This is a genomic window from Streptomyces sp. NPDC014891 (genome assembly GCF_043081085.1).
GTDB lineage: Bacteria > Actinomycetota > Actinomycetes > Streptomycetales > Streptomycetaceae > Streptomyces.
Genome location: NZ_JBIBWF010000011.1, coordinates 51,872 through 77,466, shown reverse-complemented (window position 1 = coordinate 77,466; position 25,595 = coordinate 51,872). Strand labels below are relative to the sequence as shown.

Sequence of the window (25,595 nt, the reverse complement as noted above, 5' to 3'; positions counted from 1 at the left end):
CCGCCGTCCCCGTCCCTGCCCGTGGGCCGGGGCGGCGAAACCGGCCACCGATCCGGTCCCAACCCCGTACTCGACCTTCTCAATTCGGGCGAAACAACCGGTGAACCCGGAGTGGACCCGGATTCACCACCCCTGGTGCGTCACACAGGAGGACCCTCATTCCTATGATGGGCGCACGACATCGCGGACCACCCCGACCAGGCCGGTCCGCGCTGTGCAGGGCATCGCGACGGTGGTGGAGGGGTCCATGACTCAGGGGGCCGGGCAGGAGCCCGTGGCGCGCACGGCGACATTGCGCGACTTCCGCGTACCGCCGTACGCCCGCGTGCCCGTACAGGGCCACGCCGCCGATCCGACGACCACGGAGCCGCTGCCGGTGCCGACACCCGCCGAGCCCGCTCACCCGGAGCACGCACCCGTGACCGCATCCACCCCTCCGGCCGCGTCCGCACCGGCGGCGCAGGCACCTCCGGCCGCGTCGGAGACCGCGCACCCGACCGCCCCCGCGGTCCCCCCGCGCGCGCCCGACACGCCCGCGCCCCCGGCCGGTCCGCCGGCTCCCGCGCCCGCCGATCCGACCCTGCACCTGGGTCGCCTCGCCCCGCCGGCGTACGCCCCCGGCTCCGCGCCCGCGGGCTCCTCCATCGTCTCCGTCGCCACCGGCCACCCCGGCAACGCCTTCCCCGAGGGCGGGATGCCCGAGGGCTACACGCCGACCGAGCGCGACCTCCCGGTCATCAACCGCCGCGGCGACACCGTCCAGGTCCCGGTGGCGGCCGGGCCCGCCGCCGAGCCCGCCCCGGCCGGCGGCGAGGGCCCCGGTCCGCTCTTCGTCGTCGGTGACGTGCACGGCTACCTCGACGAGCTCGTCGCCGCCCTCCGCGCCCAGGGGCTCGTCGACGAGAACGGCAGCTGGTCCGCCGGCAACGCCCGCCTCTGGTTCCTCGGCGACTTCACCGACCGCGGCCCCGACGGCATCGGCGTCATCGACCTCGTCATGCGCCTGTCCGCCGAGGCGGCCGCCGCCGGCGGCTACTGCAAGGCCCTCATGGGCAACCACGAACTGCTGCTCATCGGCGCCAAGCGCTTCGGCGACACCCCGGTGAACTCCGGCGCGGGCACCGCCACCTTCCAGGCCGCCTGGCTGCTCAACGGCGGCCAGAAGCACGACATGGACCGCCTCCAGGACGTGCACCTGCAGTGGATGTCCCGGCTCGACGCCGTCGTCCGCGAGGACGACCACCTGCTGCTCCACTCCGACACCACCGCGTACCTCGACTACGGCCAGACCATCGAGGACGTCAACGACACCGTCCACGAGATCCTCAACCGCAACGACGCCGAGGAGGTCTGGGACGTCTTCAGGAAGTTCACCAAGCGCTTCGCGTTCCGCGACGAGGGCGGTCCGCAGGCCGTCCAGGAGCTGCTGTCCACCTACGGCGGCTCCCGGATCGTGCACGGCCACAGCCCCATCCCGTACCTCCTGGGGCAGGTCGGCACGGAGGACGACGAGGACAGCTCGGGCCCCGTCGTCGACGGACCGCACGTGTACGCGGACGGTCTCGCGATCGCCATGGACGGCGGAGTGACCATGGCCGGAAAGCTACTGGTCGTCCAACTCCCGTTGAACGACTGACGCATAACCCTCCGCATCCGGGGAAGTCGAATTCCGGAAACACCCTGTCAGCGCGTGGCACGACCGCAATACCATCGTGTCCATCCGTAGCAGGCTCTCCTCCGTTTCCGCCCGACCGACCGTGTCCCACGGCTGATCCGGGCCTACGGAGCATCGGGGGATGCACATGAACGTGGCTCCGCACCTGCTGACCGAGGACCGCGCCGAGTACGAGCGGGTCCTCGACGACGCACTGAGCACCGCCCACGCACGTCCGGATCTCGCCGGAGCGGGAACCCGGCTCTCGCTCGCCCAGTTGCGCTCCCTGACCCTGAACGCGACGACCCTGGTCACCAGCGCGGCGGCCGGCGAGTACGAGCACTTCGTGAAGGTCCGCGAGCAGCACCGGGCCGCCCTCGGGGCCCGGCCCCCGGCGCCCTCGGACCGCCCGGGCGACGGCCCCGGCGTCGTCGCGATCCTGACCGTCATGGTGCCCGTCCTCGCGGGCACGGCGGCGGCCATCTTCCTGCTGGTCGGCGCGGTCCTGCACGCCGTCGCCCCCACCGTGGCGTTCGGGGCGACACTGCTGACGGCCGGCCTGGTCTTCGGCGCGGTGGCCGCCGCCGGCCTGCTCGGCGCCGCCGCCGGGCTGCTCGTGACGGCCCTGCGCAACAGCCCCGCCGAAGTGAGCACGGACGGCCCGCGCGAGCCCGGACCGGATGACGAACTGTCCCGCGCCCGGGAGGCCTGGCGCCGCGCCCTCCTCGAACGGGGCATCCTGCCCTTCCTCCGCGACGTCCTCGCCGCCACCACCCCGCCCACCGGCTCCCCCGGCCCCTGACGCACCACCGGCCCGCGACTCCCCCGGGGTCGCGGGCCGGTGTGGTCGCCGGGCGGCGGGGGTCAGTCCGCCAGCGGGAGGTACACGCGGTTGCCCGTCGCCGCGAACTCGGCCGACTTCGCGGCCATTCCGGCCTCGATCTCGTCCGCCTTCAGGTCGCCGCCGTGCTCCCGGCGGATGTCCTGCGAGATCTTCATCGAGCAGAACTTGGGTCCGCACATCGAGCAGAAGTGCGCGGTCTTCGCGGGCTCCGCGGGCAGCGTCTCGTCGTGGAACTCGCGCGCGGTGTCCGGGTCAAGCGCCAGGTTGAACTGGTCCTCCCAGCGGAACTCGAAGCGCGCGTCCGACAGCGCGTCGTCCCACTCCTGCGCGCCCGGGTGGCCCTTGGCCAGGTCCGCCGCGTGGGCCGCGATCTTGTACGTGATGACGCCGGTCTTCACGTCGTCGCGGTTCGGCAGGCCCAGGTGCTCCTTGGGCGTGACGTAGCAGAGCATCGCCGTACCCCACCAGGCGATCATGGCCGCGCCGATGCCGGAGGTGATGTGGTCGTACGCGGGCGCGACGTCCGTGGTCAGCGGGCCGAGCGTGTAGAACGGCGCCTCCTCGCAGATCTCCTGCTGGAGGTCGATGTTCTCCTTGATCTTGTGCATCGGGACGTGCCCGGGGCCCTCGATCATCGTCTGCACGTTGTGCCGCTTGGCGATCGTGTTCAGCTCGCCGAGCGTGCGCAGCTCGGCGAACTGCGCCTCGTCGTTGGCGTCCGCGATCGACCCCGGGCGGAGCCCGTCGCCGAGCGAGTAGGTGACGTCGTACGTCGCGAGGATCTCGCAGAGCTCCTCGAAGTGCGTGTAGAGGAAGTTCTCCTTGTGGTGCGCGAGGCACCAGGCGGCCATGATCGAACCGCCGCGCGAGACGATGCCGGTCTTGCGGCGCGCGGTGAGCGGCACGTACGGCAGGAGCACGCCGGCGTGCACCGTCATGTAGTCCACGCCCTGCTCGGCCTGCTCGATGACCGTGTCCTTGTAGATCTCCCAGCTCAGGTCCTCGGCGCGGCCGTCGACCTTCTCCAGTGCCTGGTAGAGCGGCACGGTGCCGATGGGCACGGGGGAGTTGCGCAGGACCCACTCGCGGGTCGTGTGGATGTTGCGGCCGGTGGACAGGTCCATCACCGTGTCGGCGCCCCACTTGGTGGCCCAGGTCATCTTCTCCACCTCCTCCTCGATGGAGGAGGTGACGGCGGAGTTGCCGATGTTGGCGTTGACCTTCACCAGGAACCGCTTGCCGATGATCATCGGCTCGATCTCCGGGTGGTTGACGTTCGCCGGGAGCACCGCGCGGCCCGCGGCGATCTCCTCGCGCACGACCTCGGGGGAGACGTTCTCCCTGATCGCCACGTACTCCATCTCCGGGGTGATCTCCCCCCGGCGGGCGTACGCGAGCTGGGTCACGGCCCGGCCCTCGCGACCGCGGCGCGGCAGGCGCGGGCGGCCGGGGAAGACCGCGTCGAGGTTCTTGAGTCCCCCGCCGCGCGGCGAGGTGTGCTTGATGCCGTCGTCCTCGGGACGGGCCGGCCGGCCCGCGTACTCCTCGGTGTCGCCGCGCGTGATGATCCAGTTCTCGCGCAGCGGCGGAAGGCCCCGGCGTACGTCGGTGTCGACGCCCGGGTCGGTGTACGGGCCGGACGTGTCGTACAGCGTGACGTCCTTGCCGTTGGTGAGGTGCACCTGGCGGACCGGCACCCTGAGGTCGGGGCGCGAGCCCTGGACGTATCCCTTGTGCCAGCCCGGCGTGCGAGCGCCGTCGGCAGAGGTGTCGTTCTGCTCGGAGGCAGGCGTGCGTGCATCCTGAATGGTCATGAGACCGATCTCCCTACGCCGGCATTACCCGGTAACAGGTTCGGCGGTCGGCGCAGCCTCCTCCCGTACGTACATCGGTACGCGCGTACGGTGATCAGCGCCCTCTCAGCCCGGTGCTCCGAGCTCCCGCGTGTGCAAAGGTGCCACCACGCTAGCGTCATCCCTGGCGTGCTGAACAGTGGGCCCCTGCCGTTCTTGCGATGATCGGTCGGTGACTTCCCCCCGACAGACCCCCGAGCCGCACGGCCACGACCACGACCGCGGGCCCCACGAGCATGCCGCGCCGCATGCCTCGCACGGGCACGGTCCGGCACACGGATCCCATGGGCACAGCCACAGCCACGGGCCCGCGACCCCGGTGTCCCGGCATCTGCGCAGGGTCATCGCCGCGATCCTCATCCCCTTCGCCACGGCGGTCGTGGTCGGGCTGGTGGTGCTGTGGCCCGGTGGCACGCCCCCGCACGAGCGCACCGGCGTCGGCTTCGACCGGCAGACCGAGCAGGGCAGGGTCGTCTCGGTCCAGCAGGTCGACTGCGCCTCCGTGAACGCGGGTCAGGTGCCGCCCACCGGTGACACCTCGACGCCGGAGGGGCGCGAGGCGGTCAGGTCGCAGGAGGGGACGTGCGGGAAGGCGACGATCGAGGTCACCAGCGGTCCGGAGAAGGGGCGCACGTTCACCGAGATCGTGCAGCCCGACGCCCCGCGCCAACTGCACGAGGGCCAGGGCGTGGTGGTTGCCTACGCCCCCGACGCGCCGCGTGACCTGCAGTATTCGGTGACCGACGTGAACCGCAAGTTCCCGCTGGCGGTGCTGGCCGGGATCTTCGCGGTCGCCGTCGTGCTGGTCGGCCGGATGAAAGGCGTGATGGCCCTCGTCGCGCTGGTCGTGAGCTTCCTCATCCTGACGTTCTTCATCCTGCCGGCGGTCCTCGACGGGTCGAACCCACTGGTCGTGGCGGTGGTCGGATCGAGTGCGATCATGCTGATCGCCCTCTACATGTGCCATGGGCTCTCGGCCCGGACCTCGGTCGCGGTGCTGGGGACGCTGATCTCGCTCCTGCTGATCGGCCTGCTCGGCTCGGTGTTCATCGGCTGGGCCTCGCTGAGCGGCAACACCGACGACAACACCGGCCTGATCCACGGCCTGTACCCGGAGATCGACATGTCCGGCCTGCTCCTGGCCGGTGTGATCATCGGTTCGCTCGGTGTGCTCGATGACGTCACGGTCACCCAGACGTCGGCGGTCTGGGAGCTCAAGCAGGCCGATCCGGGCATGGGGCCGCGTGCCCTGTACCGGGCCGGCATCCGGATCGGCCGGGACCACATCGCCTCGGTCGTGAACACGCTGGTGCTCGCCTACGCGGGTGCCGCCCTCCCGCTGCTGCTGCTCTTCTCCATCGCGCAGAGCAGCATGGGGACGGTGGCCAACAGCGAGCTGGTCGCCGAGGAGATCGTCCGGACCCTGGTGGGATCGATCGGTCTGGTCGCGTCCGTGCCTCTCACCACGGCGCTCGCGGCCCTGGTGGTCTCCGCCGACCGCACGGACGCCGGGGGAGCACCGGGCACGGGAAGCCGGAAGCCCGCGGCGGCACGTGGTGGACGGCGCCGTCGCGCGAAGTGAGGAGTGAGGTCGGGGGTCGTGCCGGGCGAGTGTGGGGAGGCGCGCGGTGCCGCGGTCGGTGCGCGGGTGCGCGCCGTGCCGGGCGGGTGCGCCGGTGCGCGCGGGAGGCGCGCCGGTTCAGGCGGCCGGGCCCGCGCTCTCCTCGGCCAGGATCCGGCCCAGCGCGGCCTCCAGGTTGTCCTCGAAGTCGCCGAGCGTGCGCTCCTGACCGAGCGGAACCAGCTTGTCCGTACGGTCGAGGAAGGCGACCAGCGGCGGGGCGCTCGCCCGGAACAGGGCGCGGTCTCCGCCGACCTGGAGCCGGATGGAGACGTCCGAGAGGCCCTCGGGCTCCGTCGGGGCGATGTGCACATCGCCGTCCCCGCTCGGCCGGTTGATCCCGTCGAGCAGCAGCTCCCTGCCGAACGCCCAGGTCACCGGCGCGTCCCCGGGGAGGTGGAAGGTCATCCGCACCGCGTAGGGATCCCGCGTCTCGTATCGGAGTTCCACCGGGATCTTGAAGGAGAGCTCCTCGGAGACGAGGAAGCTCATCAGGACCTCGGCCTGAACCGACTCTCGCATCATGTACCCCGCAGTAGATGGAGCAGTTGTGTAAACACAGCTGCTGAAAGCTGTGACCGAAACGGCCAGGAATGATCCCCCGCGGCCCTCTTGACGCAATCGTGCTGTAAGCACTAGCAGATCACAAGGAGTGATTTTTCAGATACTGATAGAGAACGCGAGCGAACTGAAGAGCCTCCCGATCTCCGTGCGTAGTTGCTCGACTGCTGGGAGCAACCGTTCTTCCTGGTGAAGGGGAAGAGAAATGGCCATTGCGGCCGTCATGGAGCCCGCAGTGATGGGGATTGCGGCGCAGATCGTGCCCAACGCATATTCCTGACGCTCCACCAGAGGCTCCATTCGCCCCAAACCTCCCAAACGCTCCAAAAGCTCACGGCGGTTACGCAGCGTGTACGGAGTGATGGCTTCGACCGGGTGGCGATCGAGGTGGTCTTGACGAGATCTCAGATCGAGTTGGCTCAACAGGCACTGCCCGATCGCATGGGCGTGAGCCGTCTCACGGAAATCGGCCCATTCCTCCACCGCGGGCGCGGAGGGAGTGTCGGCGACGGCGACGAGCTCGATCTCCCCCTCGCGGTAGACGGCGAAGTAGACGGGCACGCCGATCGCGTCCCGCCAGCGGGCGAGAGAGTCTTCGATCTTGATGCGACGATTCTGCACACCTCCGCCGCCGGCCAGTCGGACCGCGGCGTCGCCCAGGACGAACACACCCTTCTCGCGGAGCAGATAGCCCTCGTGCGTCAGGGTGCGGAGCAGGTGGTACGTGGTGGGGAGCGGGAGGCCCGTCTCCCGGGCGAGCTGCTTGGCCGGGGCGCCGTCCGGGTGGGAGGACACGGCCTCCAGCAGTCTCAGTGCCCGCTGCACCGAGCCGATCAGGGTAGGCGCAGCCGTTTGCGAAGCCGTGGCCAAAGGTCACCCCCAGGCATCACGACGGATGCATTGCACCCGCCCGCGGGGGCCGCCCCCGCGCGCCCGCCGGGCCTGGGAAACCGCTGGTCAGCAGGGATGTCTACGCCTGTAGTCCCCAACGCGGCGGAGGGATTCCACTCTAGTGGGAGCCCTCGGGCCCGCGCCCTGCTTAAACCGGTGCGTTCCCCCGGCCGGGCTAATCCCCTCCGTCGGCTTCATACTGCCGGGTAGCGTGTGCTACCACTCCTCGCGCGAACGGTCGGACGAGGTGAACTTCCGTACGACGTAGATCAGTCCGGCGACGAGGGCCACGAAGAGCAGCACCTTGAAGAGCAGTCCGACCACGAAGGCGAGGACGCTCGTGATCAGTCCGCCGAAGACGAGCAGCGCGATGACGGGTATGGCGACCCACTTCACCCACCACGGCATCCCCGCGAGAACCTCCTGTACGGCCATCGTCCTCTCCCTCGCTCTCGAAGATCCGTTCCGCACACCCCGTGCGGAACAACCTCAAGGCTAGGTTCCGGAGGGGGCGCACGGAGGTCCCGCGGCCCCCGCTCTCCCCTGATCCGCCCCCTAGGGGGGCGTCTTGCCGATCAGGCCGGACCAGGGAGCGGAATCCGGTGCGTCAGGCCTCCGGCGGGGAGAAGACCACCATCACCCGCAGGTCCTCGCTGATGTGGTGGAAGCGGTGCTCCACACCGGCCGGCACGTACACCACGCTGCCCCGCGCCACCTGGGTCGTCTCCGTCCCCACCGTGATCGCCGCCCGGCCGCTCACCACGAAGTAGACCTCGTCCTGGCCGTGCGGCTGCTGCGGGTCGAGTGCGCCGGCGTCCAGCGCGTACAGGCCCACGGACATGTTCCGCTCCCGCAGGAACTGGAGGTACGCGCCCTCGTTCGCGGCGCGTTCCGCTTCCAGTTCATCCAGCCGGAATGCCTTCATCGCCCGTCCGTCCCTGCCCTCGGCCCGATCATGTCTGCCACGATCAGACACATGATGAATTTCGTAGTCAAGACGCTCGCGAACGCGGGCGCCCTGGGAGTGGCCATCTGGCTGGTCCAGGACATCACCCTGACCGGTGACAGCACCGGCAAGAAGGCACTGACCCTCATTCTCGTCGCCCTCGTCTTCGGGCTCGTGAACTTCCTGGTCAAGCCGATCGTCCAACTGCTGACGCTGCCGCTCTTCATTCTGACGCTCGGGCTCATCACGCTCGTCGTCAACGCCCTGATGCTGCTGCTCACGTCCTGGCTCGCCGAGCAGTTCGACCTCAGCTTCCACGTGGAGGGCTTCTGGACCGCCGTCCTCGGCGGCCTGATCATCTCCGTCGTCTCGTGGGCGCTGAACGTCGTGCTCCCCGACGGCGACTGAGTGCCTGCCGTGACCTACCGCGTCTGCTTCGTCTGCACCGGCAACATCTGCCGCTCGCCGATGGCCGAGCACGTCTTCCGCAGGCACGTGGACGACGCCGGCCTCGGCGCACGGGTGGAGGTCGACAGCGCCGGGACGGGAGGCTGGCACGAGGGCGACGGCGCCGACCACCGCACGGTCGCCGTACTCGACGAGAACGGCTACACCTCGGCGCACACCGCCCGGCAGTTCCGCGCCTCCTGGTTCCCCGCCCTCGACCTGGTGATCGCCCTGGACGAAGGGCACCTGCGCGAACTGCGCCGACTCGCCCGCACGCCCGAGGAGGCGGCGCGGGTACGACTGCTGCGCTCCTACGACCCCGCCGCGGGGGACGCACTCGACGTCCCCGACCCTTACTACGGCGACCGCGAGGGCTTCGAGGAGTGCCTGGAGATGGTGGAGGCGGCGAGCGCGGGACTGCTCGCGGCCGTCCGCCGCGAACTGGAGGAACGGACACCGTGACCGACAAGCACTACGGCGACGGCACCCGCGCGGTCCGGGCGGGGCTGCCCGAACCCGTGAAGTACGAGCCGACCCTGCCGGGGCCGGTCTTCGCCGCGCACTTCCACCTGCCGGGCGAGCCGACCGGCGGATACGCGTACGGCCGCGACGAGAACCCGACGTGGACCCATCTGGAACGGGCGATCGGCGAGCTGGAGGCACCGGGGGAGCAGGACGTCGAGACGCTGGTCTTCGCCTCGGGCATGGCCGCGATCTCCGCCGTCCTCCTCTCCCAGCTGAGGACGGGCGACGCCGTGGTGGTCCCCGACGACGGCTACCAGGCCCTGCCCCTGCTGCACGAGCAGCTGAGGGCGTACGGCATCGAGGTCCGCAGCGCGCCCACCCGCGAGGACGGCCAGCTCGCCGTCCTCGAAGGGGCCCGGCTGCTGTGGATCGAGACCCCGTCCAACCCCGGGCTCGACGTCTGCGACATCCGCCGGTTGGTGCGCGAGGCGCATGCCGCGGGGGCGCTCGTCGCCGTCGACAACACCCTGGCCACACCGCTCGGCCAGCGTCCCCTCGAACTGGGCGCGGACTTCTCCGTCGCCAGCGACACCAAGGGCCTGACCGGGCACGGCGACATCCTGCTCGGCCACGTCAGCTGCCGCGACCCCGAGCGGGCCGCGGAGGTGCGCCGCTGGCGCAAGGTCGTCGGCGCGATCCCCGGCCCCATGGAGGCCTGGCTCGCGCACCGTTCGCTCGCCACGCTGCAGCTGCGGATCGACCGCCAGTGCTCCACCGCGCTCGCGCTCGCTCAGGCCCTCGCGGCGCGCCCGGACGTGACCGGGCTGCGCCACCCCGGGCTGCCGGACGACCCCTCGCACACGGTGGCCGCCCGGCAGATGCGGCGCTTCGGATCGGTCGTCTCCTTCGAACTGGCGGACCGGAAGCGGGCCGACCGGTTCCTGGAGGAGCTGAGGATCGTGGACGACGCGACCAGCTTCGGCGGCGTGCGCTCCACGGCGGAGCGGCGCGGGCGCTGGGGCGGTGACGCGGTGGCGGAGGGCTTCATCCGCTTCTCGGTGGGGGCCGAGGACCCGGAGGACCTCATCGCCGACGTGCTGCGGGCCCTCGACGAGGCCGGGGCGTAAGCCCGTCACGCGACCGGTCGGGACCGGTCGGGACCGGTCGGGACCGGTCGGGAGCGGTTTCCGGCCAGGCGACGGAGCCTGCCGGAATATGGTCCGCACCGGTCCCGCCGCACGGAACGAGACGCTCCGAGCCTCCCCCCTCGTGGCTCGGAACGCCTCGGTTCCACGCGCGGAGACCGCCTGTACAAGGCTAGTTGACTGTGCGTCAGTGTCCAATCACGGTAGCGACAGAGACCTATCGACTTATTTATAGTTGGACGGTCCTGAGGCGCAGTCAGCCGACCGCGTGAGTCGAACGGCCGCACGGCCGGGAGGGGGCGACCATGGATCTGGCCCTGCTGCGCACCTTCGTCACGGTGCACCGGGCCGGCTCCTTCACGCGCGCCGCCGCGCTCCTCGGGCTCTCCCAGCCGGCCGTCACGAGCCAGATCCGGACCCTCGAACGCCAGCTCGGCCGCCCCCTCTTCCTCCGGCAGGCCCGCGGCGTCACCCCGACCACCATCGGCGACGAGCTCGCGCACCGCGCCGCTCCCCATCTGGACGCCCTCGTCGAGATCGCCGGAACCGGCGCCGACGAGGAGAGCGGGGTCCGCACCCTCCACGTCGCCGGGCCCCCGGAGTTCACCGCGCTCCGCGTCGTGCCCGCCCTCACCCCGCTGGTCGGCCAGGGCCTGGCCGTGAGGGCGTCGTTCCTCGGCAACACCGAGGAGATCCTCGACGGGCTCGCCGCCGGTCACCACGACCTGGCCGTCGCCACCGCCCGGCCCCGGGGCGGTCTGCTCGCCTCCACCCCGCTCTGCGACGAGGAGTACGTCCTCGTCGCCGCCCCGCGCTGGGCGGCCCGCCTCTCCCCCGAGGTCCTGCTCCGCAAGGGCGCGGTGGTCCTGGAGCAGCTGCCGGTGGTCGAGGTCCACGAATCGCTGCCCTTCGTCGCCCGCTACTGGGCGAGCGTCTTCGAGACCAAGCCGGCGGTCGCCGCGACCGTGATCACCCCCGATCTCCGTGCCGTCCGCGAGTCCGCGGCCGCCGGCGCGGGGCTCGCGGTCCTTCCCCGCTATCTCTGCGAGGACGCCCTGGAGCAGGGACGGCTCGTGGCCCTGCTCGACCCGCCGGTCCCCCCGCTGCGGACCTACTTCCTGGTCGTACGGACCGGAACGCTCGCGCTGGCCCCCCTCGCACGGGCCCACGAGGAGCTGCTCCGGGCGGCGGGCGACTGGTGAGCCACGGCAGCGGAGCCCAAGGGCGCGGCGGGGGAGCCGCGTCGTTCCGCGGGGGAGCCGCTCGGTTCCCCAGGCGCCGGTGAGTCGACCCCGGGAACGCGTTTCAGGACACCCCGGACGGGCCATTTTCTTCCCATGAACGAACGGCCCACGACCGAACGGCCCGTGATCAAGCGCACCGCCCGCGCCATCCTGCTCGACGGGGACGACCTCATCCTCATCAAGCGCACCAAGCCGGGCATGGATCCCTACTGGGTCACGCCCGGCGGCGGCGTGGAACCCACCGACGCGACCGTCGTCGAGGCCCTGCACCGCGAGGTCCACGAAGAGCTCGGCGCGAAGGTCGTCGACGTGGTGCCCTGCTTCGTCGACACCATGGAGCACATCGTCGACGGCGGCGTCTCCGGGGTGAAGGTCCAGCACTTCTTCGTCTGCCGGCTGGACTCCATGGACACCTCGCTGCGGCACGGCCCCGAGATGGACGAACCCGTCGGGGAGTACGAGATCGTGCGGGTGCCCTTCAGCCGGGTCGGCATCGCCGCCGTGCACCTCGTCCCGCTCTCCCTGCGCCACTACCTCGACGGCAACATCGAGGGCGTCCGCGCCATGCACGCGCCCGACCTGGGCTGATCGTCGGTCGGCGGGGCCAGTTCGGCGAGGAAGTCGTGCCGGATGCGCTCCGCCGGGACCCCCGCTCCCCGCAGCGCGTCCACTCCGCGGCGCACCATCCCTAGCGGCCCCGAGAGGTAGGCGTCGCGTTCGCTCCAGGAGCCGTAGCGGCACACCGCCTCCGGGAGCCGCCCCTGCTCCTCCGTGACCGGGTGGACGGAGAGCCAGGGAAAGGTCTTCTGGAGACGCAGCATCGTGTCGATGTCGTAGAGGTCGTGGCCGCTCCTGGCCCCGTAGAAGACGTCGACCGGACGCCGGTCCCCGTGCTCGGCGACATCCTCCACCAGCGCCTTGATCGGGGCTATCCCGGTGCCTCCGCCGACACAGAGCAGGCCGGTGTCCGTGTCGTGGTCGACGGTCATCGAGCCGGCCGGCGGACCGAGGCGCAGGACGTCCCCGGGGCGCGCCCGGTGCACCAGCGCGTTGGACACCCAGCCCGCGGGGACCGCCTTCACGTGGAGCGAGAGCAGCCCGTCCGGGCGGGGCGCCGAGGCGAACGAGTAGTGCCGCCATATCCGCGGCCACCACGGGGTCTCCAGCGTCGTGTACTGGCCCGCCAGGAACGGGTACGGCTGGTCGGGGCGGAGCGTGATGACGGCGATGTCCGAGGTCCGCAGATCGTGGGAGACCACCTCCGCCTGCCACCAGGCGGGCGCCGAGAGCTCGTCCTCGGCCGCCGCGTCGATCATGATCTGGGAGATCGTCGTGTACGTCCGGACCCAGGCCGCCTGCGTCGCCTCGTCCCAGGTCGTCGTCGCGTACCGGGCGAGCGCGCCGATGAGGGCCTCGCCGACGGCCGGGTAGTGGGTGGCGTGGGTGCCGTACTTGCGATGTCCCCTGCCGAGGTTCTGCAGGTAGGCGGTGAGCACCGGAGCGTCGTCCATGTGCTCCGCCGCGGTGAGCAGCGCCTTCAGGAGGCGGTCCCGCTGGGTGTCCATGGCCGCGGGGAACATCTCGCGCAGCCCCGGGTTCCCTATGAAGAGCAGGGCGTAGAAGTACGAGGTCACCCGGTCGGCGACCGGGGCGATCTCGGTGAGGGTGCGGCGGACGAGTACCGCGTCCGCGGAGGGCTCCGCCGCTATCCGGGGCTCGTGTCCGCCCTCTCTCGGACGGCGGGGCCCGTTTCCGTCCCCCGCCGGGCGCTCCGGCCCGTCCTCGTCCTCCGGCGCCCTCGTGGTGGTCGGAGCATCCATCATGTGCCTCGCCCTCGCGCTGGCCGGCTTCCGTGGACGCAGCATGACCCCTCCGACCGGCGTCGCGGAGGGAAAGCGGCGTTCTCGGGCCAAAGGGCGGGGTTTCTGACTAAGCTGCGCTGTTTCGGACCAAGGCATAGGCCTCGCGCAGATCGCCTCCCGTGTAGGTGTGGCGGGCGAGCCCGGCGAGGTGGTGGTCGGCGTTCACCGCGACCGTGTCCGGCACGATCGCGAACAGCTCCGCGTCGGACATCGAGTCCCCGTAGGCGACGCAGTGGGCCGGGTCCACTCCGTACTCGGCGCAGAGCTCCCCCGCGATCCGCACCTTGGCAAGCGCGTCGAGGATGCCCGGTCGGTGCACCGGCTCGGTGAAGGGGACGGAGGGCCAACGCGATCCGTGCACCGCGTCGGCACCCCAGTCGAGAAGCCGCTCGACGAAGAAGTCGGGAGAGAGTGAGATGACCGCGCAGCGGTCACCGCGGTCCCGGATGTCCGCCCAGACCTCGCGGATGCCCAGGAGCCAGGGGGCCCCGTCGAAGGCCGCCGCGACCTGTTCCACGGTGAGCGCGGACCACAGCTCGCGGGCCCGGACGGCGAACTCGTCCGGGGTGAGCCCCTGGAGGAAGCCCTTCTCCAGGGCGGCGATCTCCTCGTCGACCCCCAGCTGGCGCGAGATCTCCACCGCAGCGGCCGAGCCCCGGATCAGGGTGCCGTCGAGGTCGAAGAGATGCAGGCGCTGTCGTCGCGGTTTCACGTGAAACATCGTCTCCGGCCTCGCAGCCGGAGGCAACGTCCCCTACGGGCGACCGCCGACCGCGGGCGGCCGGCTCCGGTAAAGCGGTGGACGCGAGATCACCGCGTCGGCCAGCCTGGCTCCATGCCGATCTCCCCCACGTCGCTCGCCCAGCTTCCCATCCGGCGCCTCGCCGTGGACGACCTCCTCGCCTGCGCCGACCTCTCCGAGAACCGGAACTGGCCGCGCGAGGAGCACAAGTGGGGCCTCCTGCTCAGCGCCGGCACCGGCTACGGCATCGACGACCCGTCCGGGTCCGGGCTGATCAGCTGTGCCGTGGTCACCTCGTACGGGCCGGGGCTCGCCGCGATCGGCATGGTCCTCGTCGCCGAGGAGTACGCCCGCCAGGGCGTGGGACGCCGCCTCATGGAGCACGTCCTCTCGGAATCCGGGGACACCCCGCTCACCCTGCACGCGACCCCGAACGGGCAGCCCCTGTACGAGCAGCTGGGCTTCGCCCGGACGGGCCGCGCGGAGATGGTGCGCGGCCGCTTCACCTTCGCCGCACCCGCGCCGGCCGTTCCGGTCCGCCCGGCGACGGCCGAGGACCTCCAGGCGATCCTCCGCCTCGACCGCGAGGTCTTCGGCCTCGACCGCACCCACATGATCACCCGGCTCCCCGCGTTCGCCGACCACCTTCGGGTGGCCGAGGAGAACGGCGAGATCACCGGCTTCGCGGCGGCGTGGCCCAACATGGACACCCATGTCGTAGGACCGCTGATCGCCCGGGACACCGCCACCGCCCAGGCGCTGATCGCCTCGCTCGCGGCCGCGGGCGACCGGCCGCTGCGCACGGACATCGACGTGCGCCACTCGGCCCTGCTGAGCTGGGTGAAGGAGAACGGCCTCGCCCCGATCGCCTTCAACGCGGTGATGGTCCATTCCCTCCCCGACCTTCCCGGCGACTGGACCCGCCGCTTCGCCCCGCTGACGGTCGCCGCGGGGTAGTCGGGCACGGCGGGAGGCGGGCGGCGCGAGGCCCTACCTCCCCATTTACTTGCACACGCGCATTATTGCGTCGCATCGTTTACCCTGGTCGAGAACCACTCCGGTGCCGAGGAGAGACCGAGGAGAGACCATGACCGCGACGGACCCCGCACTCACCGCGCTCTCCCAGCGCTGGTGCGCCCTCTCCCTCCTGCACGGCAGGATCGAGACGCACATCGAGCGCGCCCTGGAGTCCCGGCACGGTCTGAGCGTGCGCGAGTACTCGCTGCTCGACGTCCTCAGCCGCCAGCACAGCGGTCCGGGCGGGCACCTCCAGATGAAGCAGGTCGCCGACGCCGTCGTCCTCAGCCAGAGCGCCACCACCCGGCTGGTCACCCGCCTGGAGGACAGGGGCCTGCTCACCCGCTACCTCTGCGCCACCGACCGGCGCGGCATCTACACCGACGTCACCGAGGCGGGCCAGAAACTCCTGGCGGAGGCCAGGCCCACCAACGACAGCGCGCTGCGCGAGGCCCTCGACGAGGCCGCCAAGAACCCGGAGCTCGCCCCGCTGGTCCAGGTCGTCGAGGGTGTGGGCGCCCCCGCCTGAGCCGGCGAACACCCCGCACGCCACCGGCGGCCGGCCGCCTGACGATCCCCGCCGACCGAGGGGCGTCATACGCTGCGGGGCATGAGCGATCTTGAGATACGCCCCGCCACCGCGGAGGACATCGCCCCCATCGTCGCGATGCTCGCCGACGACCCCCTGGGCGCGCAGCGCGAATCCCCCGACGACCTCGGCCCGTACCTCGCGGCCTTCGAGCGTCTGGTGAACGATCCGCAGCAGCACGTCGTCGTGGCCACCCGCGCGGACAAGGTCGTCGGCACGCTCCAGCTGACGATCATCCCGGGCCTCTCCCGCCGGGGCGCGACCCGTTCGATCATCGAGGGCGTCCGCATCCACGCCGATGAGCGCGGCAGCGGTCTGGGCACCCGTCTGATCGAGTGGGCCGTCGAGGAGTCCGGCCGCCAAGGCTGCCGGCTCGTCCAGCTGACCTCCGACGTCACCCGGACCGATGCCCACCGCTTCTACGAGCGGCTCGGCTTCGAGGCCTCCCACCTGGGCTTCAAGAAGAGCCTCTGAGGCGGAGCCCTCGCCGCCGAGGGTGCGCCGGGACCGGGTCCCGGCGCACCCTCCAGGCGTGTTTCACGTGAAACACCACAGAACGGGTCCTCTACGAGTCAGCCGGACCTCCGTCACCTACGGCGTCCCGAGGACTCAGAGCCCGCGCCAGCCCTCCCCGTCCACACCGCCGGGCACCGCGTCCTCAGGCGCGTACGGCTCCCGCGTGAAGACGAAGGAGCCGAGGTCGAGATGGCTCACGCTGCCGTCCGCACGCCGCACCGCCCGGAGCGTCTCGCCCTCGTAGTAGCCGTTGAGCCCGATCCAGCCCCCCTCGGGCAGCGCCCGGAACCGGGCCCGCCGTCCGGCGCCCCGCAGGGGTTCGAGCACCACACCGCGCTCGGGGCCGACCCGGAGCCCATAGGCGTACGTACCCCAGTACCAGGGGCCCGCCAGGGCCAGCAGCCCCTCGTCGACCTCGGCCGCCGGAAGCGGCCGCCAGGGCTCCGGAAAGCGCGGCTCGGCCCTCCGCCACGATCCGGACGAGATCGGCGGCCACAGCCCCCGTCAGAGGCCCCGAGGTGGCATTGGCGAGCGCGATCGCCCCGACCCCGTCCTCCACGCTCACCCAGAGGGCGGCGACGAAGCCCGGCAGCGAGCCGGAGTGACCGATCAAGGTACGGCCGTCCCTGCGGACCAGCTGCAGACCGAGCCCGTAACTCCCCTCCCAGTCGCCCTCGCCGGGCGCGGCGGCCGGGGCCCGCATCTCCGCCACGGTCGACGCCGCGAGCACCCGATCGTCACCGGCCGCGAGGAACGCGGCGAAACGGGCGAGGTCCGCGGCCGTCGACCAGAGCTGTCCGGCCGGCGCCATCAGCCCGAGGTCCTCGGACGGCTCCGGCAGCATCACGTCCGCCCACGGGTGCACCGCCCAACCGCCCGCGTGCGGGGCGACCGGATCCGGCGTCGTGCGGTCCATCCCGAGCGGCTCCAGGATCTCGCGCCGCAGCGCCTCCTCCCAGGACACCCCCCGCACGGCCTCGACCAGCGAACCGAGCAGCGTGTAGCCGGGGTTGGAGTAGTGGTGGCGGCGCCCGGGCGCCTGCCGGAAGGCCTCCTCCCCCAGGACGTCGGAGAGCTCCGGCCGCAGCTCCGCGGAGGAACGCTCCCACCACTGCCCCGGCGTCTCGGCCGCGAGACCGGCGCTGTGCCCGAGGAGCTGAGCGATCGTCACGGCCCCCACGCCTGTGCCCTTGAGGTGCTGCTCCAGCGGATCGTCGAGACCCAGGAGCCCCTCGTCCCGCAGCCTCATCACCAGCACGGCCGTGAACACCTTGGTGATCGACCCGATCCTGAACTGGGTGTCGGCGTCCGGCGCGTGTCCGTCCACGCAGCTGCGGGAACCACTCCACACCAGCGCTCCCTCACGCACCACCGCTCCCACGAAGGAGGGCGCCCGCCCCTCGGACTGGGCCACCGCGACACGGTGCAGGAGTGCCCGCTCGGTACCGGGCAGCAGGGATTCGAAAGTTGTCGTCATGGACCCCATCCAACGTGATCCCCCGGACGGACCGCGTGCCGCGGCGCACCGATCAGTTTCCGGCGCCGCGTCGGTCCATCCTCGGAAGACCCCCGCACGGAAGGCTGGCGCCATGCGAAAACTGATCTACGGCATGAACGTGACCCTGGACGGCTACATCGCCGCGCCCGGCGACGACATCGGCTGGAGCGTGCCGAGCGACGAGCTGTTCCAGTTCTGGTCCGACCAGCTGGAGGCGACCGAACTGACCCTGTACGGGCGCAAGCTGTGGGAGACGATGAGCTCTTACTGGCCGACCGGCGACCAGCAGCCCGGAGCGACTCCGGCGGAGATCGAGTTCGCGCGGCGCTGGCGGGACATGGAGAAGGTGGTGTTCTCCTCGACGATCGACCGGGTCGACTGGAACAGCCGACTGGTCACCGGCGACGCGGTCGCGGAGATCGCCCGGCTCAAGGCCGAGGACGGCGGCCCGATGGACATCGGCGGTGCAACGCTCGCCGGCGCGGCCATGCGGGCCGGCCTCATCGACGAGTACGTCCTGGCCACCGCCCCGGTGCTGGCGGGCGGCGGAACCCCGTTCTTCTCCGCACTGGACCACTGGTCGAACCTCGACCTGCTGGAGACCCGCGCCCTCCCCGGCGGCGTGATCCTGACCAGGTACGCCACGAAGCGCTGAGCAGCCCGTCGCGGCACACGGCCCGGACAGCCGGTTCCCGCCTCGCGCGGGCGCGGTCAGGTCTGGGCCATGTCCACGAAGCGGGAGTAGTGGCCCTGGAAGGCCACGGTGATCGTGGCCGTGGGGCCGTTACGGTGCTTGCCGACGATGATGTCGGCCTCGCCCGCGCGCGCGGACTCCTTCTCGTAGGCGTCCTCGCGGTGCAGCAGGATGACCATGTCCGCGTCCTGCTCGATCGAGCCGGACTCACGCAGGTCGGAGACCATCGGCTTCTTGTCGGTGCGCTGTTCGGGACCACGGTTCAGCTGCGAGAGCGCGATGACCGGCAGTTCCAGCTCCTTGGCCAGCAGCTTCAGGTTTCGCGACATGTCGGAGACCTCTTGCTGACGGCTCTCCTGCCGCTTCGAGCCGCCGGACTGCATCAGCTGCAGGTAGTCGATGATGACGAGCTTGAGGCCGTTGCGCTGCTTGAGCCGGCGGCACTTCGCCCGGATCTCCATCATCGAGAGGTTCGGCGAGTCGTCGATGTAGAGCGGGGCCTGCGAGACGTCCGGCATCCGCCGGGCCAGCCGGGTCCAGTCCTCGTCGGTCATCGTGCCGGAGCGCATGTGGTGCAGCGCGACCCGGGCCTCCGCCGAGAGCAGACGCATCGCGATCTCGTTGCGGCCCATCTCGAGGGAGAAGATGACGCTGGGCAGGTTGTGCTTGATGGACGCCGCGCGGGCGAAGTCCAGGGCCAGGGTCGACTTACCCATGGCGGGACGGGCCGCGATGATGATCATCTGACCCGGGTGCAGACCGTTGGTGAGCGAGTCCAGGTCGGTGAACCCGGTGGGCACACCGGTCATCTCACCGCTGCGGGAGCCGATCGCCTCGATCTCGTCGAGCGCCCCCTCCATGATGTCGCCGAGCGGCAGGTAGTCCTCGGTGGTCCGCTGCTCGGTGACCGCGTAGATCTCGGCCTGGGCCGAGTTCACGATCTCGTCGACGTCCCCGTCGGCCGCGTAGCCCATCTGCGTGATCTTCGTGCCGGCCTCGACCAGGCGCCGCAGGACGGCCCGCTCGTGGACGATCTCCGCGTAGTACGAGGCGTTGGCCGCGGTCGGTACCGACTGGACCAGGGTGTGCAGGTAGGAGGCCCCGCCGACACGGGTGATCTCGCCGCGCTTGGTGAGTTCGGCGCCGACGGTGATGGGGTCGGCAGGCTCGCCCTTGGCGTAGAGGTCGAGGATGGCCGCGTAGACGGTCTCGTGGGCCGGCTTGTAGAAGTCGTGGCCCTTGATGATCTCCACGACGTCCGCGATGGCGTCCTTGGAGAGCAGCATGCCGCCGAGGACGGACTGCTCGGCGTCCAGGTCCTGCGGGGGGACGCGCTCGAAGCCGGAGAGCCCGCCGTCCCACGGTCCGCCCTCGCCGCCGCGCTCGTGCTGGTCGTCCCGTCCGCGGCCGCGGCCGCGTCCCTCGCCCCGGGTACGGGTGGGCAGTCGGTCGCTCGGTCCGCCGTCGGCCCAAGGGTCGTCCATGGGCTCGGGAATGCTCACCAAGCACCTCCTCCCGTCCGCTCCGCGGACCTCGCCGTGCCACTCTTTCTTACGCCACGGGCTTGATCAACGAGTGGCTTTGCGACCGCTTCTGGCGCGTCGGGCGCCGGACCACGGTAGGCCCGCCGGAGGCGTCAGCCAATCTGGTTATCCACAGGCCCTGTGGGTGAAGGGCCTCAGGCTGTGGAGAACTCGCCGGAACCTGTGCACGGACCGGGGGACAGTCATGTGGACAAACTCATAGACCCCCCACCTTCATGGCTCTGAGCTGGGGCTTTCCCATCCACGGGCTGTGGGGGAGAAAAACTTCTGTCCCTGGACCAAGATCAGAACAAACGACCCACACCCGAAGCGCCTTGCCTGCCAGAAGTAAGGATCAGTAATGCATTGCATCGCTTACCTGTGGAAGATTAGATTGACCCCATGACCCAGGCCCCCGCGACACCCAAGGCCGTCCGCCGGCAGCACGACCGCGAGATCGTCTCCCTCGCCCTGCCGGCCTTCGGCGCGCTCGTCGCCGAGCCGCTCTTCCTCATGGTCGACAGCGCCATCGTCGGCCATCTCGGCACCCCCCAGCTCGCGGGTCTCGCGATCGCCGCCGCCCTGCTCTCCACCGCCGTCAGCATCTTCGTCTTCCTCGCCTACGCCACCACGGCAGCGGTCTCCCGCCGTGTCGGCGCCGGAGACCTCCCGGCCGCGATCCGGCAGGGCATGGACGGCATCTGGCTCGCCCTTCTCCTCGGCCTCGCCGTGGTCGCCCTGACCCTGCCCGCGGCGCCCTGGCTCGTCGACCTCTTCGGCGCCTCCGACACCGCGACACCCCACGCCGTCACCTACCTCAGGATCTCCAGCTTCGGCATCCCCGCCATGCTGGTGGTGCTGGCCGCCACCGGCGTCCTCCGCGGCCTCCAGGACACCCGTACGCCGCTCTACGTGGCCATCGGCGGCTTCGCAGCCAACGGCGCCCTCAACGTGGGCCTCGTCTACGGAGCCGGCCTCGGCATCGCCGGATCCGCCTGGGGCACCGTGATCGCCCAGTGCGGCATGGCCGTCGCCTACCTCGTCGTGGTCGTACGGGGCGCCCGGCGCCATGGAGCGTCGCTCCGCCCCGACGCGGCAGGCATACGCGCCTCCGCCCAGGCGGGCGTCCCTCTCCTCGTCCGTACGCTCTCCCTCCGCGCGGTCCTGATGATCGCCACGGCCGTCGCGGCCCGCATGGGAGACGCCGAGGTGGCCGCCCACCAGATCATCCTGTCCCTGTGGTCCCTCATGGCCTTCGCCCTCGACGCCATCGCGATCGCGGGCCAGGCCATCATCGGCCGCTACCTCGGCGCGAACGACGCCGAGGGCGCCCGACAGGTCTGCCGTCGCATGGTCCAGTGGGGCGTGGTCTCCGGCGTCGTGCTCGGCGCGCTGCTCATCGTCGCCCGCCCCCTGTTCATCCCGCTCTTCACCGGCGACACCGCCGTCCAGGACACCCTTCTCCCGGCCCTGCTCGTGGTCGCCCTCTCCCAGCCGATCTCCGGGGTCGTCTTCGTCCTCGACGGGGTCCTCATGGGCGCGGGAGACGGCCCCTATCTGGCCTGGGCGATGCTTCTGACGCTCGCCGTATTCGCCCCGGTGGCCCTGCTGATCCCCGCGCTCGGCGGCGGTCTGACCGCCCTCTGGTGGGCGATGACGATGATGATGTCCGTCCGGATGGCCACCCTCTGGTTCCGCTCCCGCTCGGGCCGCTGGATCGTCACCGGCGCCACACGCTGACGGTTTCACGTGAAACACCCTGTTTCACGTGAAACAGGGTCAAGGCCTCCAGGGGGCTCCGCCGCAGCGGACGCCGCCATCCGCCCCGTACGACGGCGGAAGGGCCGCACCCCGAGGGGTGCGGCCCTTCCTCACTGCTCAGCGCAGAGCGCCGGCGACAGCGTTACGCGGCGACGATCTCGACGCCGAGCTTCGCGGCAACCTCGGCGTGCAGACGCACGGACACCTGGTGCGAGCCCAGGGTCTTGATCGGCGAGCCGAGCTCGACGCGACGCTTGTCGACGTCGGGGCCACCCGCAGCCTTGATCGCCGAGGCGATGTCGGCCGGGGTCACGGAGCCGAAGAGACGGCCGGCGTCGCCGGAGCGAACGGCCAGGCGCACCTTCGTGCCCTCGAGCTTGGCCTTGATCTCGTTGGCCTGCTCGATGGTCGCGATCTCGTGGATCTTGCGGGCGCGGCGGATCTGCGCCACGTCCTGCTCGCCACCCTTGGTCCAGCGGATCGCGAAACCACGCGGGACCAGGTAGTTGCGGGCGTAGCCGTCCTTGACGTCGACGACGTCGCCGGCGGTGCCGAGGCCGGAGACCTCGTGGGTCAGGATGATCTTCATTATTCGGTCACCCTTTCCTTATCGCGCGGTGGACGTGTAGGGCAGCAGCGCCATCTCACGGCTGTTCTTGACGGCCGTGGCGACGTCACGCTGGTGCTGCGTGCAGTTGCCGGTCACGCGGCGGGCACGGATCTTGCCGCGGTCGGAAATGAACTTCCGCAGCATGTTCGTGTCCTTGTAGTCCACGTACTGGGTCTTGTCCTTGCAGAACGCGCAGACCTTCTTCTTAGGCTTGCGCACAGGCGGCTTCGCCATGGTGTTTCTCCTGTGTGATCAAGAATGGGGGTACGAGCTGCTTCGAGGGAGTGCCCTAGAAGGGGGGCTCGTCCGAGTAGCCGCCGCCGGAGTTTCCACCCCAGCCGCCACCGCCGCCGCCCTGCTGCTGGCCGCCGCCGCCGGAGGAGGGACCGCCGGTCGCCCACGGGTCGTCGGCGGGAGCACCGCCACCACCCTGCTGGCCACCGCCGGAGTTCCCACCCCAGCTGCCACCGCCGCCGCCGGACTGCTGACCGCCGCCGCCGTAACCACCCTGGCCGCCTCGACCGGTGGTCTTGGTGACCTTGGCCGTGGCGTTCTTGAGACTGGGGCCGACTTCCTCGACATCCAGCTCGTAGACCGTGCGCTTGACGCCCTCACGGTCCTCATAGGACCGCTGCTTCAGCCGGCCCTGCACGACGACGCGCATGCCTCGCTGAAGCGACTCGGCGACGTTCTCCGCCGCCTGACGCCAGACCGAGCAGGTGAGGAAGAGGCTCTCGCCGTCCTTCCACTCGTTGGTCTGACGGTCGAAGGTGCGGGGGGTGGACGCGATACGGAACTTCGCGACCGCCGCACCGGACGGGGTGAAGCGCAGCTCGGGGTCGTCGACAAGATTGCCGACGACCGTGATGACGGTCTCGCCTGCCATGGGGGAACCTCTCGGCGGGATTGCTTCTGGCTGCTGTGTTGCTACTCGGATCCGATGACCACTGAGCTAGAAGCTCAGTGGGTCTCGGGGCGGAGGACCTTGGTCCGGAGGACCGACTCGTTCAGGTTGAGCTGTCGGTCGAGCTCCTTGACGACCGCAGGCTCGGCCTGCAGGTCGATGACCGAGTAGATGCCCTCGGGCTTCTTCTTGATCTCGTAGGCGAGACGACGACGGCCCCAGGTGTCGACCTTCTCGACCTTTCCGTTGCCCTCACGGACGACGGAAAGGAAGTTCTCGATCAGCGGGGAGACAGCGCGCTCCTCGAGATCGGGGTCGAGGATGACCATCACTTCGTAGTGACGCATGTGGAACCCACCTCCTTTGGACTCAGCGGCCACGGTCGTTCCGTGGCAGGAGGGTCGTGATGCGTACGCAACGGTATCGGCCACCACTGACAGTCCCCCTCGGCGAACGAGGGGCACCGCCGGGATCCAGGACGGACCAGGGCAGACACCGGTGCAGACCGTACAGAGTACCCGCTCACCGCCCTCCGGTTGAAATTCACTGGTGAGGGGACGCAATCTGTACGCAACGGATGTCGGCGGCGCTACGATGCGCCGCCTTCCGGCAGCTACGCCAGGAGGTGCCCCATGGCACAGGCAATGCGACCCGACCCCGGCCACTCCCTCTTCGCCACCGACGGCAAACCGCATCCGCTCCAGGACGCGCTGGTGGGCGTGACCCTGATCCTCGGTGTCATCGCGTTCGTCACAGCCCAGTTCCACAGCCTGCACCTGCTGAGTTCCTGGACCGGGCTCATCGGCATCCTGACCGGCGCCTACGGGCAGTTCATCTCCGTGACCACCCGCGAGCGCTTCCTGCTGGTCCTCGGACTCGGCGCCTCGGCGTTCGGCTTCTACCTCGGCATGGCGCACGGCGGGCTCTTCGGCGGCGTCATCAGCTGAGCCCAGCGGCACGTCAGGGCGTACACGCCCATCCGGGGCGCTCCCCGGTCACAGTAGGCTTCGGCGCGAGAGCCGGAGCCCCTGACCGATGGGGACACACCTGCCGAGGAGCGCCCCGCATGAGCCTGACCCTGAGGACCATCAGCCGTGAGCAGCATCTGGCGTACATCCAGAGCCAGCCCGCGGCGAGCCACTGCCAGGTCCCGGCATGGGCTGATGTGAAGACGGAGTGGCGCTCGGAGAACCTCGGCTGGTTCGACAGGAGCGGCGAGCTGGTCGGCGTCGGCCTGGTCCTCTACCGCCAGCTCCCGAAGATCAAGCGCTACCTGGCCTACCTGCCCGAGGGCCCGGTCATCAACTGGCACGCGCCGAACCTCGACGACTGGCTGAACCCGATGCTGGCGCACCTCAAGCAGCAGGGCGCCTTCTCGGTGAAGATGGGCCCGCCCGTCGTCATCCGCCGCTGGGACTCGGCCGCGATCAAGTCCGGCATCCAGGACCCGGACGTGAAGCGCCTCAAGGACGTCGAGGCCACCCACATCGAACCGCGCGCCTTCGAGGTCGCGGACCGGCTGCGGAAGATGGGCTGGCAGCAGGCCGAGGACGGCGGAGCCGGCTTCGGCGACGTGCAGCCCCGCTACGTCTTCCAGGTCCCGCTCGCGAACCGCTCGCTGGACGATGTCCTCAAGGGCTTCAACCAGCTGTGGCGCCGCAACATCAAGAAGGCCGAGAAGGCCGGCGTCGAGGTCGTCCAGGGCGGCTACGAGGACCTGGCCGAGTGGCAGCGGCTGTACGAGATCACGGCCGTCCGCGACCACTTCCGGCCGCGCCCGCTCTCGTACTTCCAGCGCATGTGGACCGTCCTCAACAGCGAGGACCCCAACCGCATGCGGCTCTACTTCGCCCGCCACAACGGTGTGAACCTCTCCGCGGCGACGATGCTCGTCGTCGGCGGCCACGTCTGGTACTCGTACGGCGCCTCCGACAACATCGGCCGTGAGGTCCGCCCCTCGAACGCGATGCAGTGGCGCATGCTGCGCGACGCCTACGCGATGGGGGCGACCGTCTACGACCTGCGGGGCATCTCCGACTCGCTCGACGAGACCGACCACCTCTTCGGCCTCATCCAGTTCAAGGTGGGTACGGGCGGCGAGGCCGTCGAGTACGTCGGCGAGTGGGACTTCCCGCTGAACAAGCTGCTGCACAAGGCGCTCGACATCTACATGTCCCGTCGCTGACCCGTGCCGTGTCGCTGACGTTT

At 70.6% G+C, this 25,595-nt stretch carries 27 protein-coding genes, 1 pseudogene and 1 riboswitch; of the genes and pseudogenes, 15 read left to right on the top strand and 13 right to left on the bottom strand.

The annotated features are described in order from the left end of the window. Window positions 1–232: 232 nt before the first annotated feature. Window positions 233–1,636 carry a metallophosphoesterase gene (locus ACF09E_RS28680; protein ID WP_392208456.1) on the top strand — a complete coding sequence of 468 codons (1,404 nt, stop codon included), beginning with the start codon at window positions 233–235 and terminating at the stop codon, window positions 1,634–1,636. Window positions 1,637–1,796: 160 nt separating this feature from the next. Further along, window positions 1,797–2,456, top strand: coding sequence for a hypothetical protein (locus tag ACF09E_RS28675; protein WP_392208220.1), 660 nt, complete (start codon window positions 1,797–1,799; stop codon window positions 2,454–2,456). 62 nt (window positions 2,457–2,518) lie between these two features. Here the strand turns inward: ACF09E_RS28675 and thiC are convergent, their stop codons facing one another. Then, the gene (gene thiC / locus ACF09E_RS28670) at window positions 2,519–4,312 is read right to left on the bottom strand and encodes a phosphomethylpyrimidine synthase ThiC (RefSeq protein ID WP_392208207.1); all 1,794 of its coding nucleotides are present in this window, start codon (window positions 4,310–4,312) and stop codon (window positions 2,519–2,521) included. Further along, a riboswitch (TPP riboswitch) is annotated at window positions 4,306–4,452 on the bottom strand. Its footprint overlaps the gene before it by 7 nt. Window positions 4,453–4,523: 71 nt before the next feature. Between thiC and ACF09E_RS28665 the strand changes: the two genes are divergently transcribed. Continuing rightward, complete coding sequence (locus ACF09E_RS28665) at window positions 4,524–5,933, top strand: YibE/F family protein (RefSeq protein ID WP_392208205.1); 1,410 nt, start codon at window positions 4,524–4,526, stop codon at window positions 5,931–5,933. Window positions 5,934–6,050: 117 nt separating this feature from the next. On the opposite strand, the gene ACF09E_RS28660 is transcribed toward ACF09E_RS28665, so the two are convergent. From ACF09E_RS28660 to ACF09E_RS28645, 4 genes are all read right to left on the bottom strand, one after another. Continuing rightward, entirely contained in the window at window positions 6,051–6,494 is a 444-nt protein-coding gene (locus tag ACF09E_RS28660; RefSeq protein ID WP_030317990.1) for an SsgA family sporulation/cell division regulator, read from the bottom strand. Between the two features lie 138 nt (window positions 6,495–6,632). Further along, a complete protein-coding gene (locus tag ACF09E_RS28655) occupies window positions 6,633–7,403 on the bottom strand; it encodes an IclR family transcriptional regulator (protein ID WP_392208203.1) in 771 nt (256 codons plus the stop codon). A gap of 237 nt (window positions 7,404–7,640) precedes the next feature. After that, window positions 7,641–7,859 carry a DUF5326 family protein gene (locus ACF09E_RS28650; RefSeq protein ID WP_361859777.1) on the bottom strand — a complete coding sequence of 73 codons (219 nt, stop codon included), beginning with the start codon at window positions 7,857–7,859 and terminating at the stop codon, window positions 7,641–7,643. A 172-nt stretch (window positions 7,860–8,031) separates the two neighbouring features. Beyond that, a complete protein-coding gene (locus tag ACF09E_RS28645) occupies window positions 8,032–8,349 on the bottom strand; it encodes a cupin domain-containing protein (RefSeq protein WP_392208201.1) in 318 nt (105 codons plus the stop codon). A gap of 51 nt (window positions 8,350–8,400) precedes the next feature. Here ACF09E_RS28645 and ACF09E_RS28640 point away from each other — a divergent pair, with 51 nt between their 5' ends. The 5 genes from ACF09E_RS28640 (at window position 8,401) to ACF09E_RS28620 (ending at window position 12,259) form a co-directional block, all read left to right on the top strand. After that, window positions 8,401–8,778 carry a phage holin family protein gene (locus ACF09E_RS28640; protein ID WP_319315257.1) on the top strand — a complete coding sequence of 126 codons (378 nt, stop codon included), beginning with the start codon at window positions 8,401–8,403 and terminating at the stop codon, window positions 8,776–8,778. A gap of 9 nt (window positions 8,779–8,787) precedes the next feature. After that, a complete protein-coding gene (locus ACF09E_RS28635) occupies window positions 8,788–9,279 on the top strand; it encodes a low molecular weight protein-tyrosine-phosphatase (protein ID WP_388800807.1) in 492 nt (163 codons plus the stop codon). Next, the gene (locus tag ACF09E_RS28630; protein WP_392208200.1) at window positions 9,276–10,409 is read left to right on the top strand and encodes a cystathionine gamma-lyase; all 1,134 of its coding nucleotides are present in this window, start codon (window positions 9,276–9,278) and stop codon (window positions 10,407–10,409) included. Before ACF09E_RS28635 ends, ACF09E_RS28630 begins: the two co-directional genes overlap by 4 nt. Window positions 10,410–10,732: 323 nt before the next feature. Further along, entirely contained in the window at window positions 10,733–11,629 is an 897-nt protein-coding gene (locus ACF09E_RS28625) for a LysR family transcriptional regulator (protein WP_392208198.1), read from the top strand. Window positions 11,630–11,764: 135 nt separating this feature from the next. After that, window positions 11,765–12,259 carry an NUDIX hydrolase gene (locus ACF09E_RS28620; RefSeq protein WP_361859761.1) on the top strand — a complete coding sequence of 165 codons (495 nt, stop codon included), beginning with the start codon at window positions 11,765–11,767 and terminating at the stop codon, window positions 12,257–12,259. Here ACF09E_RS28620 and ACF09E_RS28615 read toward each other — a convergent pair. After that, complete coding sequence (locus ACF09E_RS28615; protein WP_392208196.1) at window positions 12,202–13,494, bottom strand: globin domain-containing protein; 1,293 nt, start codon at window positions 13,492–13,494, stop codon at window positions 12,202–12,204. The genes ACF09E_RS28620 and ACF09E_RS28615 overlap by 58 nt on opposite strands. A 106-nt stretch (window positions 13,495–13,600) precedes the next feature. After that, entirely contained in the window at window positions 13,601–14,254 is a 654-nt protein-coding gene (locus tag ACF09E_RS28610) for an HAD family hydrolase (RefSeq protein ID WP_392208194.1), read from the bottom strand. Window positions 14,255–14,368: 114 nt separating this feature from the next. Here ACF09E_RS28610 and ACF09E_RS28605 point away from each other — a divergent pair, with 114 nt between their 5' ends. The 3 genes from ACF09E_RS28605 (at window position 14,369) to ACF09E_RS28595 (ending at window position 16,355) form a co-directional block, all read left to right on the top strand. After that, window positions 14,369–15,232 (top strand): GNAT family N-acetyltransferase, encoded by an 864-nt coding sequence (locus tag ACF09E_RS28605; protein WP_392208192.1) that lies wholly within the window; start codon window positions 14,369–14,371, stop codon window positions 15,230–15,232. A 130-nt stretch (window positions 15,233–15,362) separates the two neighbouring features. Then, window positions 15,363–15,821, top strand: a complete 459-nt coding sequence (locus ACF09E_RS28600) for a MarR family winged helix-turn-helix transcriptional regulator (RefSeq protein WP_392208190.1) — start codon at window positions 15,363–15,365, stop codon at window positions 15,819–15,821. A gap of 81 nt (window positions 15,822–15,902) precedes the next feature. Then, a complete protein-coding gene (locus ACF09E_RS28595) occupies window positions 15,903–16,355 on the top strand; it encodes a GNAT family N-acetyltransferase (protein ID WP_392208188.1) in 453 nt (150 codons plus the stop codon). A gap of 135 nt (window positions 16,356–16,490) precedes the next feature. On the opposite strand, the pseudogene ACF09E_RS28590 reads toward ACF09E_RS28595, so the two are convergent. Continuing rightward, window positions 16,491–17,874: pseudogene (locus ACF09E_RS28590) on the bottom strand (serine hydrolase domain-containing protein). A 112-nt stretch (window positions 17,875–17,986) separates the two neighbouring features. Between ACF09E_RS28590 and ACF09E_RS28585 the strand changes: the two are divergent. Further along, the gene (locus ACF09E_RS28585; protein ID WP_392208185.1) at window positions 17,987–18,550 is read left to right on the top strand and encodes a dihydrofolate reductase family protein; all 564 of its coding nucleotides are present in this window, start codon (window positions 17,987–17,989) and stop codon (window positions 18,548–18,550) included. 56 nt (window positions 18,551–18,606) lie between these two features. Here ACF09E_RS28585 and dnaB read toward each other — a convergent pair whose 3' ends face one another. Further along, window positions 18,607–20,091 carry a replicative DNA helicase gene (dnaB, locus tag ACF09E_RS28580; protein WP_392208183.1) on the bottom strand — a complete coding sequence of 495 codons (1,485 nt, stop codon included), beginning with the start codon at window positions 20,089–20,091 and terminating at the stop codon, window positions 18,607–18,609. A 423-nt stretch (window positions 20,092–20,514) separates the two neighbouring features. On the opposite strand from dnaB, the gene ACF09E_RS28575 reads away from it, so the two are divergent. Further along, a complete protein-coding gene (locus ACF09E_RS28575) occupies window positions 20,515–21,852 on the top strand; it encodes an MATE family efflux transporter (protein ID WP_392208181.1) in 1,338 nt (445 codons plus the stop codon). A 163-nt stretch (window positions 21,853–22,015) separates the two neighbouring features. On the opposite strand, the gene rplI is transcribed toward ACF09E_RS28575, so the two are convergent. From rplI to rpsF, 4 genes are all read right to left on the bottom strand, one after another. Then, the gene (gene rplI / locus ACF09E_RS28570) at window positions 22,016–22,462 is read right to left on the bottom strand and encodes a 50S ribosomal protein L9 (protein ID WP_361855318.1); all 447 of its coding nucleotides are present in this window, start codon (window positions 22,460–22,462) and stop codon (window positions 22,016–22,018) included. A gap of 18 nt (window positions 22,463–22,480) precedes the next feature. Continuing rightward, window positions 22,481–22,717, bottom strand: coding sequence for a 30S ribosomal protein S18 (gene rpsR / locus ACF09E_RS28565; RefSeq protein ID WP_003967857.1), 237 nt, complete (start codon window positions 22,715–22,717; stop codon window positions 22,481–22,483). 55 nt (window positions 22,718–22,772) lie between these two features. Then, window positions 22,773–23,369 (bottom strand): single-stranded DNA-binding protein, encoded by a 597-nt coding sequence (locus ACF09E_RS28560; protein WP_361855315.1) that lies wholly within the window; start codon window positions 23,367–23,369, stop codon window positions 22,773–22,775. Between the two features lie 74 nt (window positions 23,370–23,443). Further along, the gene (gene rpsF / locus ACF09E_RS28555; protein ID WP_015034882.1) at window positions 23,444–23,734 is read right to left on the bottom strand and encodes a 30S ribosomal protein S6; all 291 of its coding nucleotides are present in this window, start codon (window positions 23,732–23,734) and stop codon (window positions 23,444–23,446) included. A gap of 285 nt (window positions 23,735–24,019) precedes the next feature. Here rpsF and ACF09E_RS28550 point away from each other — a divergent pair, with 285 nt between their 5' ends. Both ACF09E_RS28550 and ACF09E_RS28545 read left to right on the top strand, forming a co-directional pair. Then, entirely contained in the window at window positions 24,020–24,334 is a 315-nt protein-coding gene (locus ACF09E_RS28550; RefSeq protein WP_361855312.1) for a hypothetical protein, read from the top strand. Window positions 24,335–24,453: 119 nt separating this feature from the next. After that, window positions 24,454–25,572, top strand: a complete 1,119-nt coding sequence (locus ACF09E_RS28545; RefSeq protein ID WP_392208179.1) for a lipid II:glycine glycyltransferase FemX — start codon at window positions 24,454–24,456, stop codon at window positions 25,570–25,572. The last annotated feature ends 23 nt before the right edge of the window (window positions 25,573–25,595 follow it).